The sequence below is a fragment of the Streptomyces sp. MMS24-W38 genome (assembly GCF_059889265.1).
The window spans coordinates 5,948,176-5,964,534 of the sequence record NZ_JCBCPP010000001.1 but is presented as its reverse complement, the minus strand read 5'-3'; the positions used below and the strand labels follow the sequence as shown (position 1 = coordinate 5,964,534).

Sequence of the window (16,359 nt, the reverse complement as noted above, 5' to 3'; positions counted from 1 at the left end):
CGTGAGCTTCAATGCCGCAGACTCCGCGGCACCGGAGTCCACGGCGTCCGGGCCGGTCGCCGCCGGGACCGGCCGACACATCATGGACGAGGACCTCGCCCAGCTCCCGGGTCCTCGTCGGCACCTCGACATGCTCGAGGCGGAGCTGCGGGCAGGCCGCAGTTGCGTCTGGTACTTCCCCGACCCCGTCGTGGGATCCGGCCGCGCCGACTTCTTCGTGCGCGAGCTCACCCACCGCCTCGAGGCGGTGATCCCCGTTCCCGGCGTCGTCTCCCTCGCCAACCGCTGTGCCGGCCCAGTGTCCTTGCCCACGCAGCGCGCACCGATCGCCGAGTCGCACGAACTCCGGGCGGACACGGACCTGCCCGATGACCCCTACAGCAGCCTCCTGAGCCGGCTCGCCGCGCCCAGCGGCAACGTCCGGCCCAGCCTGACTCCGGCTGCCGCCGTGCCTGCAGCAACGCTGGAGGAACGCCTCGCCAAGGAACTCGGCGTCACGGGCGATCCCGTGGAAACCCTCGCCGAACAAGCCGCAGTCGGCCAAGCACCCCACGTGATCGTCGTGCGCTGCTGGGACGAGACCTCCCCCGAAGAGGCCGCCCGGCTCCTCCGCGTCGCCCAGGCCACCTTCCACGAAGCCGGTCTGCCCAGTCATGCACGGCCGCGCTTCCTCCTGACCGCACGTGCCGCCGACCTGCCCCGCGCCACCCTCGGCAGCCAGGGCCGCGCGGCCGTCCACTGGTGGTGGAAGGTCTGGACCCGTCTCGACACCGAGGTCCTCATGGCTTGGCGTTCCCGCTCAGGAGTCACTGACGCCGCCGACACACTCCTCCGCCGCGTCACCGACGCCATCGTCGCCGAAGTCTGCGGCCCCGACATCGACCGCGCCCTCGCTCTCCGCGACATCTGGGACGGCGGTGACCTCGGCACACTCCGCCGCGCGCTGAGCCGCGTCCTGCCCAAGCCCGCAGCCGGCTCCACGGAGCCCGTGCCGCCCAGACGCCTGTCCACCGCCCACGCCTCCGCCCCCGACGCCGAGATCCACGGTGCCTGGGCCCGCGGTGCCATCGACAGCTGGGACGGACGCATCCACCCCACCCACGGCCATTCCCTCTTGGACGCCAACTCCCAGGAACTGCGGATCCTCGTCTGCCACGCCCAGAACCGCGTCCTCCTTCCCCTCATCGAGGAAGCTCGCACCACCCTGATCCACCTCGTCCCCGGGCTACTGCGCAAACAGCGCTTCACTCTTCGGGATTTCTGCGAGAAGGCCCGCTCCCAGCACTGGAAAAGCACCGAGGAAGCCGCAGTGCCCGACCTTGAGGAACTCGAGCTCGGCGGCCTTTCCTACGCCGCCTACATGCTCGCCCTGACCACCACGCAACGTCACCGCCTGCGTACCTTGCACACAGCCCGCAACACCCTCTCCCACCGGACCCCTTTGGACCACGATGAACTCGTGTACCTGGCGGAGGTACTGACCACGGACTGGACCGCAGGCTGACTGTCACCGGCTGGCCCAATCCACATGATGCGCCCACTCACCGGTGAGTCCGCCTTCCGGTTGCCCGATGGACAGGGGGGGGTTCACGTGGGACCCTCGCCCACGACTTGGGCGACGAGGGTGAGCCGTACCACTGGGACGAGCTCCGGCGGGCGCGGCTGCGCGCAGAGTCGGACGCCCGCTTCTTCCACCTCTCCGGCATTTCGGCCGAGGAGGCGGGCTACATTCCGGAGACGTTCCAGTCGGAGTCGGAAGGCCTGAAGAACAACAAGATCGCCGAGTCCGGCGAGTAGCGCGCCAAACTTCTTGTCCTCATCGAATACAACCGTGCGACGGACACGGACCTCTAACTCGCGAAGCCCCTGAAGGCCGGTGAGAACTACACTTCTCCTCCCACTCCGCCGCCCGCCCCCGACGCCCCGCGAACTGATCCACAACCGCACAGAGGCACGAACGGGCAGCCGGTCAACGAGGACCGACCGCTTCGAAGGGATCGCCCATGGAACCTCGCGGTTACCGCATGGTCATATCGACCCCGCAGGACTTCGTCACCGCATCCGCGCTCGCCGAACGACAGCTCTACACCTGGCTGGAGAGCAAACACTACGACGCCTCTGCGCTCGACGAGGGCCGCAACGACATCGCTTTGAACGTCACGCTCGACCGTGACTCGTCGTCAGGTCGCCAAGGTGCTTACACCCGTTGGCGCATGCGCGAGACACCCTCGCCCGAGATCGGTACCTGGCAGTCCACGCTCACCGTCCGCCGGGATCACCGGGACAACGCGGACCGCACCTGGCTTCAGGTGGACATCGAGCACATGCCCTCGTCGACCGGCAGAACACCCACGCGCGCCAACACGCCGGGAATCGCCGGGCTGCTCCTCGACTCCCTTCAAGCCCGGGACGGACTTGCCGAAGTGAAGGCCAAGCCGGCCTTCATCGAACCGGAGGATGTCCAGGAAGTCATAGAGGAACTCTGCGACGAGCAGCGCCGCCTCCCCATCGTGATAGCCAGCGTCCCCTACTGCGTAGACGCCAACGCATGGGCCGACAAAACAGTCGAGCACGCATACCGGCACCTGCCCGGCCTCGCCGTCCTCTACATCCTCTCCCCCGAGGCCCAGGCATCCTTCAACCAGGAGCTGGAGTTTCACCCCGTCTTCGGCGGCGGTATCCGCACCTACATGCCGGGCATCGATCCCGCTTGGAAGCCGGATGCCCAAAGTCACCCCGTGATGTCGCGGCGAACCCTGGAAGCGGACGTACGCCGCGCTGCCCGCACTCTCGCGATCCTTCCCCAACGTCATGCCCTGCGTCAGCCGTTGCCAGCTGCCCTGGCCACTCTTCCAGTCCAGCGCACCAGGCCTCGTCAGCAGATTCACGGCTCCGACATCGAGAAGCTGACCGGCGAGATCAAAGCCCTGAACGCACTCCTCGACGAGGCGGAGCAGATCGAGGCCAAGCGCTCGAAGGAGGTCGAAGAACTCAACGCCGACCTGGACAAAGCAGACCGAGTGGCATACGAACTGCGCGGTGAGAACGAGGAGCTGTACGAGCAGTTCCAGGTAGCGCAACGTCGCGTCCGCTTCCTGCAGGAACAGCTCAGGAAGGCCGGCGAGTACGAGGCTGCCAACTGCGAGCCGGATGCCCCTGTCATCACGTACCCGGAAACGTTCGCCGACCTGCTGGACCGGCTCAAAAAGCTGCCGTACCTCTGCTTCACCGGCAAGGAGAAGATCACCCGGGACCTCGACAGCCAGTCGGTCGACAACTGGCTGCACGTCGCCTGGGACGCACTACTCGCCCTCGATCACTTCGCCAAGGCGTCGGCGAAGGGCACCGCGGGTGGCGACTTCCTCAGCTGGTGCAAGAACGAGGAATCACATACCTACCCGTTCCCGGCGGCGAAGGTCGCGATGCGCGAGTCGGACACCGTCGCCCGGCAGGACAAACTCCGGCGGGAACGCATGCTTCCCGTACCGAAGTCGGTGCATGCCGACGGCGTGGTCTTCATGCAGGCCCACCTGCGCATCGGTTCCGGCAACACCGTCGCCCCACGCCTGCACTTCTACGACGACGGCTCGAACACCGGTCGGGTGTACGTGGGTTATCTCGGCCCTCATCTGCGTAACACCCTGACGTGACGGTCCTCGCGGTGGCGGGCGAGCGTACGTCCGCCGCCGCGGTGCGCCTCCGTCAGCTTCTCGCTCCGCTCGGCGAACGACGCGTCCGGCATCCGCCGCCCCAACTCCACCGACCCCACCGTGTGCTTGGAGAACCGAACCAGCTCCCCGAACTGCGCCCGGCTCAACCCCGCGTGCTCACGCAGCGCCTGCACGACGGCCCCGAACGTCCGCAGGCTGTCCGACGGATCCGGTTCCCGCTCGCACTCCCCGCCCGGCACCGCCGGTTCCACGTGGTCGGTCGTCATTCGAGGCCCACCTCCAGGTGCTCACGCGTCAGGTCCCCCCTGAGAGCGCCCAGAGTGGCCGGAAGGCATTCGCACATCACACCGAACGTGCCCGTACGCTGACGCAGCGTACGGGGTGAGTGGATCCAGAGGGCGCGTCACACGTTCTTCCAGGGCGAGGCTCGATACGGGCCTTCTCAGGTCGGCAGTCGCCAGCGAGGGCCCTCCGGGTCGCCCAGCCAGACGACCTGGTCCCACTCGGTGACCGTCATACCGAACGCGGACTGGTCGGGCGACCCCGCTTTCTGCCAGGCGTCGAGCGCGTCCTCGACCTGGTCCCACAGTCGCAGGGGTCCGTCCTGGTGCACCGTCCAGCCGTCGCCGTCACGCTCGGTCCATGCCTGCGATCCAGTTGCCGCGTCGACCAGGGCGATGCCGTCCCCCGTGCGAACCAATTCGGCTGACGGCGCGCCAAGTTGCGCGACGAACAGCCCGGTCCAGTCGTCCAGCAGGCCCGGGCTCACCCACGAGTCTCGCGTGCTGCCCGGATGGGTGTAGAACGTGGGGCGAGGCGGCCGTTCGTGCGGCCGGGCGAGCATGTACGACACCGGGTCGGCGGCGAAACGGCCGCGTGCGATGCCTTCCTCGTCGAGGACGAGCCGGATCAGGCCCGAGCCCAGCATCCAGCCGCTGATCGTCGTGGTGATGCTGCCTCCGTCGCGGAGCTGCCACAGCCACGAGGGCGGGATGGTACGCACGGCACACGTTGCGATCACCGCGTCGTACTCCGCACCGTCCTGGTGCCCGCGCAGGCCGTCACCGACGACGAGGTGCGGGGAGCAGCCGACGGCTCGGAGGTGCTGTGCGGCAGCGGCTGCCACCTCCTCGTCGTACTCGACGGAGTACACCGTCTCGCCCCCGAGCCGGTGACAGAGCACGGCGGTGGAGTAACCCGTGCCCGTGCCGATCTCGAGGACCCTGTCACCGTCTTGGACATCGGCGAGTTCGAGCATCCGCGCGACGAGCGACGGCAGGGTGCTGGAGGAGGTCGGCCGCCCCGACACGGGGCCCGCGGCTTCCTGGGCGCTGATGCCGTCGACCTGCGTCACCCAGGTGGTGTCCGAGTAGACCGTCCGGAGCCACTCGTCGTCACCGAGTCGCTCACGGCGTACGGGCTCCCACTGGGCGCCGTCGGAACGGAACACGGCACCTCCCAGGAACAGCTCGCGGGGCACGGCCTCGACGGCGGCGCGCCATGCCGGATCGGTGAGCAGGCCCTGTGCGGCGAGTTCGCCGGCGAGGCTCTGGCGGAGGATTGTGCTGCTGGTCATCGGCGGTCCCGGCGGTCGGAGCACTGGAGTCGGTCGGCGAGGGCGGCGGTGACCCGGTCGGTGACGGGATCGGGGAACCATGCGAACTGCCCGTTCGGATTGCACTCGTACCAGTGCCACCGTCCGGCAGCGTCGAGCCCGAAGTCGAAGGCGCCGTAAGCCAGGCCGAACGCGTTGAGGTACTGGTGCACGCCCTTCGCCACGTCGGGCGGCGTGTCGATGAGGGTGTAGTGGAGGTCGTCGTAGTGCCGACGCCAGTCCAGGCCCGGAGAGCCGTCGATCCGCACGGCGAACAGCCGGTTCCCCACTGCGGTGAGCCGTACGTCCGCGACCTTGTCCACGCGGCTCTGGAACAGGTGCATCGTGTGGCCGATCCCGGCGTCGAGGTCGGCCGTGGCGACTTCTTCGACCCACACCGTCAGGCCTTGGCCGTCTCGATCGGTGTAGTCACTGTTGCACAGCGGCTTGTAGACGGCCGGGCCATGATCACGGATGAACCGCCGGGCCCGCTCGGCGTCGTTGGTGAGGAGCGTCGGCGGTACGCGCAGCCCGCACCGCGCCGCGGTCGTGAGCTGGGCCGGCTTGTACTCGGCGGCCCGGTTGCACCACGGGTGGTTGACGTAGTGCGCTCCCGGCAGAGACGTCAGGATTCCGCCAAGGCCATGGCGTGCCTGCTGGGCGCACCAGTCGGCATCCGGTCCGTCCAGTCCTTCGGGAGCGGAGCAGGGGCGCGGGCGGCGCCAGTACACGGACCGGATCGTGTCCAGCGCCAGCCCCCTGGTTTCCGTCCGCACCTCACCCGTGAGCCGCGAGCCTTCCACGCGCGCCGCCACGGAGACCTTCTCCGGGAAGTCGCCCGGGTCGAGCCGGACCACCGGCACCGAGCGCCTGCCCAGTTCCTCGATGACGACGTCCGCCGTCGCGTCGTCCAGCCGCGTGACGACGAGAACCGGTGATGCCTCACTCAATCGCTGTCTCCCTGCTGGTCGCTTCCCTCGTCCGTGGTGCCGTCCAGGGAGGTCTTCGTCTTCGTCTCCTTGCAGGTCTCACTGCGCTTGTGCCGGTCCAGCTCCGGAACATCCAGGCCATCGGGCCCGACCCACCGCCCGATCTGGCGGTCCGCATCGAGTACGACCGTCGCCCCGGTCAGTACGGCCGCTGCGGGAAACGGCTTCATCCGGGTCAGGCCCCACGGCCTGGGAGTCGGCGTCGTCATCGGGTGCCCCTTTCTCGTCAACACTGCGGCGACCGCGCCGGACACAGCCGCGTGCCTGCAGCCCCGGCACTCGGAGCCACCTTCAGGTGTATGCGGGTCATGTCCCCGCGATCGCCGGCACCCAGCGTGAGCGACGCGAATACGAACCATCCACCGAACGTGTCCGTACGCTGACGCAGCGTACGGGGCGGGTCGGTTCAAGAAGCACGTCACGCCTTCCTTCTGGAGGCAGCCGAACTCCTCGTGGGCGGCGAGTTGGGGGCGATCCGCCGGCCCTCTGATATCGCCGCGCCGTAGGCGTAGGAGGTGAAGCCGGATCCGGGAACTCCGGCCCAGCCCCAATTGGTGCCGCCGCACCCCATGCAGGAGTTGAACGTTGGCCAGAGTAAAGGCGGATCACAGAGAGGTCTAGACCCCATATACCTTACCTCTCCCCCCTCACTCACTCATCATGAGCAGAACGAGGCCACTTGTTAGTCCAGACCACGAAGGGGAGTTGCAGTGGGAAGACGCACAAACGTGATGATGGCGGCCAGCATGTGCTTCGCACTCGCAAGCACTATGGCTTTCCAGGCACTACCGGCCGCCGCAGTACCGAATGCCGTCCCCCGCACGGCCGGTGCCGTGCCGCCGGTCTCGCCGACCCCGCAGTCCCTCACCCGCGCCGGTGGCGACGCCGTCGTGACCGGCAGGGTGCTCATCGTGGCCGGTGAGGACACGGACCCCGCCGCCCGGGACCGTCTCGTCCGGGAGTTGAAGGCGCACGGCGCCGACCGGGTGGACGTCGTCGCCCCCGGCAAGGTCCCCAAGGCCGCCGCCGGCCTGCTCACCGTACGGCTCGGGCCGGCGACCCGGCCCGACATCGCGGCGGCGCTCGGGGACACGGCGGTCCCGGACCGTGCCGAGGGCTACGCCCTGCGCGTCTCGAAGACCCCATCCGACGGGGCCGGGATCGCCCTCGGCGGCAAGGACGCCGCGGGCCAGTTCTACGCCGTGCAGACCCTGCGCCAGCTGTTCGTCCGCGCCGACGACGACGGCTGGAAGGTGGCGGGCGTGCGGGTCAGCGACTTCCCGTCGATGCCGCTGCGGGGCACCATCGAGGGCTTCTACGGCCAGCCCTGGACCCACGCCGAGCGCCTCGACCAGATGGACTTCTACGGGGACGTCAAGGCCAACACCTACGTCTACGCACCCAAGGACGACCCGTACCACCGGGGCAAGTGGCGCGAGTCCTACCCGGCGGACAAGCTGACCGAGCTGGGCGAGTTGGTGGACCGGGCCACGGAGAACCACGTGCGCTTCACCTTCGCCGTGTCCCTCGGGGAGTCGATCTGCTACTCCGATCCCGCCGACCGCGAGGCCCTCGAGGCCAAGCTCCAGGCACTGTACGACCTGGGAACCCGCGCCTTCTCCATTCCGCTCGACGACATCAGTTACACCCGCTGGAACTGCGAAAGCGATCGGGCGGCCTACGGCGAACCCGGTCGCGGAGCGGCCGCCAGGGCACAGGTCGACCTGCTCAACGACGTACAGCGCGACTTCATCGCCACCCACGAGGGCGCCCGGCCGTTGCAGACGGTGCCCACCGAGTACGGCGACCTCACCGACACCGCGTACAAGCAGGCCATGCGGGACACCCTGGACCCGGCGGTCGTGGTGATGTGGACCGGCACGGACGTCGTCCCGCCGAAGATCACAAACAACGAGGCCGACCAGGTGTCGAAGCTCTTCGGTCGCAAGGTCTTCGTCTGGGACAACTACCCGGTCAACGACTTCGGCAACACCAGCGGACGGCTGCTGCTCGCGCCGTACGACAAGCGTGAGGCCGGTCTGTCCGAACACCTCTCCGGCATCGTCGCCAACCCCATGAACCAGCCCTACGCCAGCAAGGTCGCGGTCTTCGGCACCGCGGACTTCACCTGGAACGACCGGGCGTACGACGCGCGGAAGAGCTGGCCGCGCGCCATGTCCTACCTCGCCGGCGGCGATCGTGAGGCCACCGACGCCCTGCTCGTCCTCGGCGACCTGGAACACATGGCCCCGACCTTCGGCGCCACGCCCTGGCAGCCACAGGCTCCCGAACTCGCCGGGCGCGTGGCGGAGTTCTGGAAGACGTGGGACGAAGGGGACCGCGCCGGGGCCGTCAAGGCACTGCGCGGCTACGCGACCGCCATCGAGGAGGCCCCGGCCACCATCCGCGGCGGAGCCGTGGAGAAGGGCTTCACCGTCGACGCGGCACCCTGGCTGAACGCCACCGAGCTGTGGGGCGAGGCGATGGTGAAGATGCTCGACGCGCTCGCGGCGCGGCAGTCCGGGGACAAGGAGACTTCGGACCGGCTGCTGGCCGAGTCCGACGGCCTGCAGCAGCGGGCCCGTGCCGTTCGGGTCGATCCGCCGCGCAACTCCTGGGGCAAGGCCCAGCCCAAGATCGGTGACGGCGTGCTCGACGCCTTCCTCGTACAGGCCGATGTGCGCCTCCGGTTGTGGGACTCCGCGGGCGGCGGGGAGAACCTGGCCCCGAAGGGGAAGGCGTCCGCGTCCAGCGTGGAGCAGAACCTCGACCGGCTGGCCGCGCGGCACGTCAACGACGGCCGGATGGACACCCGTTGGGCCTCGGGCTACTCGAACGACGAGTGGGTGCAGGTCGAACTCGCCGCTCCCACGAAGGTCGCGGCGGTGACCCTCGCCTGGGAGAACGCCTGCGCGACGGAGTACGCCGTCCAGACCTCCCAGGACGGTGTGAACTGGCGGACGGTGTCCATGCAGCGCCCGGACGCCTGTGGAAACGAGGTCGTCCGGCTCACCGCCGACGAGGCCGTGCGCTACGTCCGCATGCAGGGCGTCGAGCGGAAGACGACCTGGGGCTACTCCCTCTACGAGATCGGCGTCTACGGGACACCGGCGTCCTGACCGACGGCGCACGGGCCGCCTCGGGCCACAGGCGGGGGGCGCTTCAGCCTCTCCACCCTCATGGTCCACCGCACGTCGGTGACCGTCACACGGTCGGGTCGCAGCCACGTGCCGCCCGCAGCGAAGGGCCCGTCCGGCCCAGGTGACCGATGACTCGACGACCGGACACCGGCCCGCCACCTCGGCCCTGGAAGAGCCTGGTCTTCCAGGGCCGACGGAGCACCCCGCCGACCGGCAGGCCGTCGCCCGCCGATCCGGAGGTCCGGGGCGATTCACTCCAGCCGCGCAACACCCAAAGGTCCCCGCATGAGCTTCGCTGTCACGACGGCCGAACTCCTCAACACCTTCGGCCTGACCGGCGTCGTGCACTTCCCCCGCTACGAATCCCCCGACAACCAACTCGACACCCGAACCGCGGACTTCCTCAGCCAGGTCGGCCTCCCGCACGACGAGACGTTCAAGTCCAAGGCGAGCGTCGGTCAGGAAGAGTCGATCCTCCTGACCGAGTGGTTCACCCCTGACGACGGAACCCTGCCCGAGGAATGTCACCCATGGCTCATCCTCGGCTACTTCACAGCCTCCGTCATCGCCCTCGACCCCCTCACCGGAAAGGTGTACGCCTTCGGCGAGGGGGAGCCTCTGAACACCTACACCCAGCTCCATCGAGACGTCGAATCCCTCGTCCACGCCCTGAACCTCTTCAAGGAATTCGAGGAACACCAATGCGACGACCAGGCCGACATCGACGAGCAAGTGGAGGATCTGCGCGCACGCATTCACGCCTTTGACGCGACCCCCTTCGAAGACGATCAGTCCCAGTGGAATCTCGTCCTCGACGAGGTCATCGAAGGCGTCTGGTGAGCGAACCGCCCAGGCCTCGCTGGTGGCGCCAAGGACAGTGACCAAGGAAAGCCAGGATCCCGACTTCGCACGACGAACAGCCGGTTCCCCATTACGGCAAGCCGTACGTCCGCAGCCTTGCCCACGCGCTCGTACTCGGCAGCCCTGCTGCGCCACCGCTCGACCCACTCGTCGAACAGCCCGTCGCGGACGGTGTACGTACGCAACTGCGTGGTCCTGGGCATAGGGCGCACTCTCCTGTCGAGCCTGGCAACCGACCGCCACGGGTGGCGTGTTGCCCGGCGGGACGACGCTCGTCACGAGCACGTCCGGCCAGCCACGCGCACCGCTTCCAGCCACCTCCGATCCGCACCCAGCGTGATCGTCCACCCCTCGCACCGTCCACAGCACGCGTCCGTACGGTGACGCACCGTACGGGCCACGCCACTGGAACGCGCCCCCGCGCGCCCGTCACCGTGGTCCCATGAGCGCAACCACGCCCCAGCTTCCCGCCGCCGTGCGGTCGTTCACACAGCAATTGTCGTCCACCCGCCGCGGGGCTCGCCTCGCCCGACTGCTCGCCTACGAGCAGTTGCGCACCTGGCAGACGTCACCCGGCGTCACCGACCGCGCGGAGCAGATCGTCGCGGAGCTGGCCGCCAACGCGGCGCTGCACGGCCGGGTCCAGGGCCGCGACTTCCGTCTCACCCTCACCCACGACCCGACTGCCGACGTCCTCCGTGTCGCGGTAACGGACGCTCGCGGGGACCGGCTCCCCTCCCCCGTGACGGACGTCGTCATGCAGCCGGACGACGAGTCGGGCCGCGGCCTGCTCATCGTCGCCGCCCTGGCCGACCGCTGGGGCACTGAGTCGTATCCGCCCGGCGGCAAGACCGTGTGGGCCGAGTGCGCGTGCTGAGCACCGTCATGTTCACCGTTGCACTCGATGGGGTGAGGCCGCCGTCGTTCGGCTCTCCCCTCAGGAACGCGAGCGGTATGGTCGATGGTATGGCAACCAAGAAGTACACCGTCACGCTCCCCGAGGAGCTTGCCGAGGCCATCCGGGCAGAGGTGGGCCCCGGCGGGTTCAGCCGCTATGTCACGCAGGCCATAGAGCGTCGGCGGGAGCAGGACCGGCTCGGCGAACTCGTCGACTGGCTGGAGACGGAATACGGCCCTGTCACCGAGGAGGAACTGGCCGCAGCCGAGGCCGAACGCAAGGAGATCGAGCACGCTCATGCGGGGAGGGCTCGTGCTGAGCGTGTCACCGAACAGCAGCAGGCCGGGCAGGAGCGGCACGTCGCGTGAAGAACAACATCGCCTATCTGCTCGACTGCGAGGGCCTGTCCCAGACCGTGCGGGGGGCCACCGCGATGAAGGGGCGCCTCAAAACGGCCCACCTCTCTGGCATCCGCGTGATGACCACGTCCATGACCTTGATCGAGGCGTACGACGTGCGGACCTACCTTCCGGCCTGGCACTGGGCGCTCTCCTGGATCCACGTCGAGCCGGTGACCGAGGACATCGCCAAGGATGCCATCGAGCTGCTCAAGGAAGCCGGCCTCCACGGCCACAAGTACGCCATCGACGCGGCCCTGGCCGCCGTCGCCCTGCGGCAGCCGGGGCCGGTCACGGTCTTCACCTCCGACGAGGACGACCTGCGCAAGCTGTGCGGGGACCGTGTGGTCGTCATGGGCCTTTGACATCCTCCCCCTCCTGGAGAAGGAGGGGGATTCCTGGCTCAGGCTGCCGCCGGGAGCAGCGCTCCCGGGGGTCTTGTGCCCTCAGCACCAGCCGGGTTGAGACCAGCCCGGACCAGCATCACGCGTGCGGAGTTCTTGTCTCTGGGGGAGACGGCCTGGCAGGCGGTGCAGGTGTAGGTACGTTCCGACAGTGGGAGTGCGTGCTTGGTTCTCGCTCCGCACGACGCACAGTCCATGGTGGTGTGCGCGGGGTGCACCAGGCGGACGTCCCGCCCGTGCTTGCGGCCCATCTCGATCAGGGCCTGTTTGGTGGCGCCGATCGCGGCGTCGGCGGCCTTGCGGGCCATGGTGGTGCGGGCGAGGAACTTCGGCCGGAAGTCCTCGACGGCGATGGCGTCGTGGTCGGTCACGACGCGTTTGGCCCACTTGCGGGCGGTGTCCTGCCGCTGCCGGGCCACCTTCTTGTGCAGCTTCGCGGCCTGCGCCTGCGCCCGCCGGTAACCCTTGGACGCCGCATGCCCGCGGGCGGGCTTGCGGCGGGCCATCATCCGCTGATAGCGGGCGAGGCGCTGCGCGGCCCGCTTGCCGTGTTCGGCGTGCGGCAGGTCGTGCGCGTCGGACGTGGTGGTCGCGGTCTGCCTGACGCCCCAGTCCACGCCGATCACAGCGCCCGTCTCCGGGAGCGGCTGGACTTCGGTGGCGACGACGAACGACGCGTACCAGTGGCCGACGCTGTCCCGGTACACCCGCACCGACGAGGGTGCGCGGGGCAGGTCCCGCGACCACACCACCGTCAGGGCGATCCCGCCTGCCAGGTGCAGACGGCCGTCCTTCAGGCGGAAGCCCCGGGTGGTGTAGTTCAGACTCGGGGCAACCTCGCGCTTCTTCTTGTGACGCGGCATTCCCGCACGTCGCTTCACCGGGAGACGCTTGTCGATGTCCTTCAGCGCCTTGGAACGAGCCCTGGCGAAGTCCCGGACGGTCTGCTGCTGCGGCACGCTCGCGCCGTCGCGGAGCCATGGCGTACGGGCACGGGCCTCGGTCAGCATCTTGTCGAGCTGGGCCGGACCGCACGTCAGCCCATCGTCCGGGTGCGCGCGATTGTGGGCGTGCACCTGCCGGGACTTGGCCACGCATTCGTTCCACACCCAGCGGCAGCGGTCCCACTCGGCGAGCAGGGCGGTACGGGCGGTCGACGACACCCGCAGCCGGTAGGTGTACCGGGCACGCCCCGCTCTGTCGGCCCCGGCTGCGTGCGCCACACCCTCACCCCCGTCCACATTCCGGCCGCGTCGACCCTGCGAGGCGACCATACGCACGAGATCCGCACACCCGCACCCCTCTCCCGCCCCGACCACCCCCACCAGCGAACACCGGCACGCACGTTCGCCCACACCCCCGGCCCCACCCGGCAAGCCACAGCGGCACTCCACGCTCAGAGGGGCAGGACGCCGCGACGCCCCGCGCCGCTGTCACGGAATGCGATTCCTCCCCGGCGTGAACGCCGGGGCCTCCTCGCAAGAGACCAGGTGACCGGCCTGTCCGCCGCTTCCACCCCTCCGGGGGCGGAAAACGGCGGACAGGGCACGGGCGGGGCCCCCGGGCTCCGTATCCGGCGCGACGTCACACGTCGAGCGCCACGCACTGCCGGAGCAACGGTTCCCGGCGCAGCTGCGTGTCCTCACGGTCGAACACCTGGAAGACGTCCGGATACGCGAAGACCCAGCGAGCCTCCTCCTCATCCTCGATCCGGCAGGCGGCGTCGTCCACGACCAGCAGAAGTCACCAACCGGGATAACGGCTCCACCAGTGCGGGTCCCAGCCCTTGACGTACTCGCTGCCGCTGGGCGAGTCGAGGATCTGGATCAGCAGGTCACGCGCCAAGGTGTCGAGCACCCATGACAGTTCGTGACGGCTCACCAGGTCCACGGGCAGTGCCTCGATCCCGTGTACGGCACCGAGCAGCGCGCCCGCCACACAGGCGACGGAGTCTCCGTCCGGCGCTCCCGCCGCGAACTGCAGTGCAGTTTCGAAGCCGGTTCGGTCGGGGAAGGATGCTGCGGCGTAGAGGCCGCCGTACAACGCCGAAGGGGCGGTGGCGTCCGGTGCGAGCCGCGCGAGCAGCCCCGCGTCCGCGGGCTGGTCGACGGCGTGCCAGAACACCGTCACGAGGTGGTCGTGCTCGTCGCCGACGTCGCCGCGGTCCAGTGGCGGGAGCGCGGCAATACCCGTTCGCAGGGTCTCCCGTACCGGCTGGTCGGTGGTGACGGGACGATGGGCTTCCTCAGGGGAGTCGGTCAGGCAGTGGTAGAGCAGCGCGGTCGCCCGGGCGGCGGCGGCCTGCGCTGCTGTGTCACCGTGCGTGAGGGCGGCGGTCTCGCCGGCCAGTGCGGCTCCCTCCTTCCCGATCGCCGAGATCGGGAGGGCCCGTATCAGGGCGTGACAGCCTCGGCTTCGAGTGGCCGTCCACTCGCCGCGTCCGTCGATCCGGGACAGGGCGGCCACGGTCGCCGGTGCGCTGCCCCGCCGCTCGGCCAGCACGGGCACACCCGCGAGCCAGCCGTCCGGCCACTCCGCTTTGGTCCCGGAGGCCCAGCGGCGCCGCATCCTCTCCGTTTCGACGCCTTGCAGCGCCGCCCACCGGCAGTAGGCGTGCAGGACCACCGACCGCGGGTGGCAGATCCCTTTGTGCTCCATGCGCACCATCGCGCGGATGATGCCCTCGGCGGTGAAACAGGCGAGTTGCGTGCTGACACCGGCCCGCAACGGACCGTTGGTCGGCGGCTTGCCCCGAGCCGTTCCCACCGTGTCCCCGAGCGCAAGGCCGAGCATCATCCCCCGCAGCCGGGACTCAAGCCTCCGGAACTTCCTTTGTTGGCCCTTCTCGTCGGCCAAGGCAGTCTGCTTTCTTCTCGAAACGGTCTCCGCCGGAAGCGAGCCCGGTGGACGAGGTCACCGGCACGGCGCACCTCCCGACGCTGCGGACGGCTGCCCGGCGGGCAACGTCCTTTCACGCAGACCGTGCTGATGAGTCATGCGCTCCCCTGGTGTCCTGCTCCCCGTGACCACTGTTCACTCCTGGCGGTCCACATCGGCGATCGTACACGCGCCTACAAAGGATAGCTTGTTGACATTATCAACGCGCATGCTTCATGCTCCAGTTCGCAACGGCGTGACCGGCCCGGCCGCACCCATGCGCCTTCAACTTCCGTACGCCCACCTCCGCTCACCGCCCCCGGGAGAAACCGTGAATCCGCAGAACCACCCGCAGGGTCCGTCCGACATACGGCCGCTGCGCAAGCGCAAGAGACTGTGGGCCGTCGGCGCCGCCCTGTTCGCCTTGGGGGCGATCGGCGGCACCCAGTCCGCACAGGACGAGGTGGACGCCGCCCAGGCCCTGGCCGCCAAGCCCGTGCCGACCGTGACGACCACGGCGACGGCAACGGCGACGGCGACCGTCACCGCCGAGCCGGAACCCGCCCCCACGGTCACCAAGACCAAGAAGGTCACCACACCCGGCCCGACCGTCACCGTCACCAAGACCGCCCGGGCCGCCGCCGGATCCGGCACCAGCAACAGCACCGGCAACAGCAGCGACAGCGGCTCCGGGACCTGCTCCATCACCTCCAACGCGGGCAACTGCTACCAGGCGGGGCAGTACTGCCGGAACAGTGACCACGGGGCCACGACGACGACCGCGGGCGGCACCCGGATCACGTGCAGGTACAGCTCGAACGCATGGCGCTGGTCCTACTCCTGACGGGCGGCACGGCAAGGCCGCGAGCCGGCTCCCGACGGCGCCCACCTACAGGCCTACAGGGGCGGTTTGGTGCCCGGCACCCAGTCGAAGTCGAAGCCGTAGGCACGGTCGATGAGTTGCTGGTTCGACAGGAACGGCTCGGCGGTGAACCAGCGGACCTCGCGCCGCAGGTCGAGGGTGGCGGTGCCCTGCCCCGGGGTGAGCAGGGCGATGGCGCAGGAGGTGGCTCCGGCCGGGGAATCGTCCAGGTGGATGCGCCAGGTGCCGTTCGGCGCGCTGACGGTGACGACGCCTCCGAGGCTGCGGAAGTCGGCTGCGCCTTCGTAGAGGTACACGTAGGCGAGCAGTTCGGCGAACCGGTGCCGGTGCTCGAGGCTGATGCGGAGGGTCTCGCCAGCCGAGGTCTCGCCGGTCCGGTCGTCCTGGTCGAGGCTGACGTAGGGCCAGGCGTCGAGGTCGCCGAACTGCGCGCCGAGCGGCTGCACCGCCGCCCCCGCTCCGTCGCGGGTGAGCACCAGACAGCCCAGATCGAGGTCGGCCTCGGCCGCGACGCCCGGTTGAGGTTCAGTTGGAGAACGCCTCGGCCCGTGATTTCGGCGCGAGGCGTCCACTTGGTGAGGTCCGCAGGACGCGCCGGCGCCCCCCACTGCGTCCGCCCCTCCGGTCAGGTCGATGACTGTCCG

16 protein-coding genes and 1 pseudogene are annotated in these 16,359 nt (G+C 69.3%); 9 read left to right on the top strand and 8 right to left on the bottom strand.

Annotation, left to right across the window (positions count from 1 at the left end):
- Position 1 precedes the first annotated feature (1 nt).
- The 3 genes from AC6F7H_RS26155 (at position 2) to AC6F7H_RS26145 (ending at position 3,650) form a co-directional block, all read left to right on the top strand.
- The gene (locus AC6F7H_RS26155; protein ID WP_500759458.1) at positions 2-1,504 is read left to right on the top strand and encodes a hypothetical protein; all 1,503 of its coding nucleotides are present in this window, start codon (positions 2-4) and stop codon (positions 1,502-1,504) included.
- Between the two features lie 107 nt (positions 1,505-1,611).
- A complete protein-coding gene (locus AC6F7H_RS26150; RefSeq protein ID WP_500759457.1) occupies positions 1,612-1,797 on the top strand; it encodes a hypothetical protein in 186 nt (61 codons plus the stop codon).
- Between the two features lie 206 nt (positions 1,798-2,003).
- A complete protein-coding gene (locus tag AC6F7H_RS26145; protein ID WP_500759456.1) occupies positions 2,004-3,650 on the top strand; it encodes a hypothetical protein in 1,647 nt (548 codons plus the stop codon).
- A gap of 11 nt (positions 3,651-3,661) precedes the next feature.
- Here AC6F7H_RS26145 and AC6F7H_RS26140 read toward each other — a convergent pair.
- The 4 genes and pseudogenes from AC6F7H_RS26140 to tgmA form a co-directional block, all read right to left on the bottom strand.
- Positions 3,662-3,937: pseudogene (locus AC6F7H_RS26140) on the bottom strand (helix-turn-helix domain-containing protein); the annotation flags it as partial.
- 176 nt (positions 3,938-4,113) lie between these two features.
- Positions 4,114-5,247 (bottom strand): ATP-grasp peptide maturase system methyltransferase, encoded by a 1,134-nt coding sequence (gene tgmC, locus AC6F7H_RS26135; RefSeq protein ID WP_500759454.1) that lies wholly within the window; start codon positions 5,245-5,247, stop codon positions 4,114-4,116.
- Entirely contained in the window at positions 5,244-6,215 is a 972-nt protein-coding gene (gene tgmB / locus AC6F7H_RS26130; protein WP_500759453.1) for an ATP-grasp ribosomal peptide maturase, read from the bottom strand. The genes tgmC and tgmB overlap by 4 nt, the downstream gene beginning before the upstream one ends.
- Positions 6,212-6,463 carry a putative ATP-grasp-modified RiPP gene (gene tgmA / locus AC6F7H_RS26125; RefSeq protein WP_500759451.1) on the bottom strand — a complete coding sequence of 84 codons (252 nt, stop codon included), beginning with the start codon at positions 6,461-6,463 and terminating at the stop codon, positions 6,212-6,214. The genes tgmB and tgmA overlap by 4 nt, the downstream gene beginning before the upstream one ends.
- A 522-nt stretch (positions 6,464-6,985) precedes the next feature.
- Between tgmA and AC6F7H_RS26120 the strand changes: the two genes are divergently transcribed.
- From AC6F7H_RS26120 to AC6F7H_RS26100, 5 genes are all read left to right on the top strand, one after another.
- Positions 6,986-9,373 carry a glycoside hydrolase family 84 protein gene (locus tag AC6F7H_RS26120; RefSeq protein ID WP_500762064.1) on the top strand — a complete coding sequence of 796 codons (2,388 nt, stop codon included), beginning with the start codon at positions 6,986-6,988 and terminating at the stop codon, positions 9,371-9,373.
- A gap of 306 nt (positions 9,374-9,679) precedes the next feature.
- The gene (locus tag AC6F7H_RS26115; RefSeq protein WP_500759449.1) at positions 9,680-10,234 is read left to right on the top strand and encodes an SUKH-4 family immunity protein; all 555 of its coding nucleotides are present in this window, start codon (positions 9,680-9,682) and stop codon (positions 10,232-10,234) included.
- Positions 10,235-10,697: 463 nt separating this feature from the next.
- Positions 10,698-11,132 carry an ATP-binding protein gene (locus AC6F7H_RS26110; protein ID WP_457463182.1) on the top strand — a complete coding sequence of 145 codons (435 nt, stop codon included), beginning with the start codon at positions 10,698-10,700 and terminating at the stop codon, positions 11,130-11,132.
- 89 nt (positions 11,133-11,221) lie between these two features.
- Positions 11,222-11,521, top strand: coding sequence for a hypothetical protein (locus tag AC6F7H_RS26105; protein WP_500759447.1), 300 nt, complete (start codon positions 11,222-11,224; stop codon positions 11,519-11,521).
- Positions 11,518-11,916 (top strand): hypothetical protein, encoded by a 399-nt coding sequence (locus AC6F7H_RS26100; RefSeq protein WP_500759446.1) that lies wholly within the window; start codon positions 11,518-11,520, stop codon positions 11,914-11,916. The genes AC6F7H_RS26105 and AC6F7H_RS26100 overlap by 4 nt, the downstream gene beginning before the upstream one ends.
- Before the next feature lie 38 nt (positions 11,917-11,954).
- On the opposite strand, the gene AC6F7H_RS26095 is transcribed toward AC6F7H_RS26100, so the two are convergent.
- The 3 genes from AC6F7H_RS26095 to AC6F7H_RS26085 form a co-directional block, all read right to left on the bottom strand.
- Complete coding sequence (locus AC6F7H_RS26095) at positions 11,955-13,178, bottom strand: RNA-guided endonuclease InsQ/TnpB family protein (RefSeq protein WP_500759444.1); 1,224 nt, start codon at positions 13,176-13,178, stop codon at positions 11,955-11,957.
- A gap of 361 nt (positions 13,179-13,539) precedes the next feature.
- The gene (locus AC6F7H_RS26090) at positions 13,540-13,686 is read right to left on the bottom strand and encodes a hypothetical protein (protein WP_500759443.1); all 147 of its coding nucleotides are present in this window, start codon (positions 13,684-13,686) and stop codon (positions 13,540-13,542) included.
- A gap of 12 nt (positions 13,687-13,698) precedes the next feature.
- Positions 13,699-14,811 carry an ADP-ribosylglycohydrolase family protein gene (locus tag AC6F7H_RS26085; RefSeq protein WP_500759441.1) on the bottom strand — a complete coding sequence of 371 codons (1,113 nt, stop codon included), beginning with the start codon at positions 14,809-14,811 and terminating at the stop codon, positions 13,699-13,701.
- Between the two features lie 352 nt (positions 14,812-15,163).
- On the opposite strand from AC6F7H_RS26085, the gene AC6F7H_RS26080 reads away from it, so the two are divergent.
- Positions 15,164-15,676, top strand: coding sequence for a hypothetical protein (locus AC6F7H_RS26080; RefSeq protein WP_500759439.1), 513 nt, complete (start codon positions 15,164-15,166; stop codon positions 15,674-15,676).
- A 53-nt stretch (positions 15,677-15,729) separates the two neighbouring features.
- Here the strand turns inward: AC6F7H_RS26080 and AC6F7H_RS26075 are convergent, their stop codons facing one another.
- On the bottom strand, positions 15,730-16,191 hold the full coding sequence (locus AC6F7H_RS26075; protein ID WP_500759437.1) for a tellurium resistance protein: 462 nt from the start codon (positions 16,189-16,191) through the stop codon (positions 15,730-15,732).
- Positions 16,192-16,359 lie beyond the last annotated feature (168 nt).

What these genes read in the sequence shown, in the direction of transcription:
- tgmA (WP_500759451.1), bottom strand. Translation starts at nt 6,463, where the DNA reads ATGACGACGCCGACTCCCAGGCCGTGGGGCCTGACCCGGATGAAGCCG.
- AC6F7H_RS26120 (WP_500762064.1), top strand. Translation starts at nt 6,986, where the DNA reads ATGATGGCGGCCAGCATGTGCTTCGCACTCGCAAGCACTATGGCTTTC.
- AC6F7H_RS26145 (WP_500759456.1), top strand. Translation starts at nt 2,004, where the DNA reads ATGGAACCTCGCGGTTACCGCATGGTCATATCGACCCCGCAGGACTTC.
- tgmC (WP_500759454.1), bottom strand. Translation starts at nt 5,247, where the DNA reads ATGACCAGCAGCACAATCCTCCGCCAGAGCCTCGCCGGCGAACTCGCC.
- AC6F7H_RS26105 (WP_500759447.1), top strand. Translation starts at nt 11,222, where the DNA reads ATGGCAACCAAGAAGTACACCGTCACGCTCCCCGAGGAGCTTGCCGAG.
- AC6F7H_RS26115 (WP_500759449.1), top strand. Translation starts at nt 9,680, where the DNA reads ATGAGCTTCGCTGTCACGACGGCCGAACTCCTCAACACCTTCGGCCTG.
- AC6F7H_RS26110 (WP_457463182.1), top strand. Translation starts at nt 10,698, where the DNA reads ATGAGCGCAACCACGCCCCAGCTTCCCGCCGCCGTGCGGTCGTTCACA.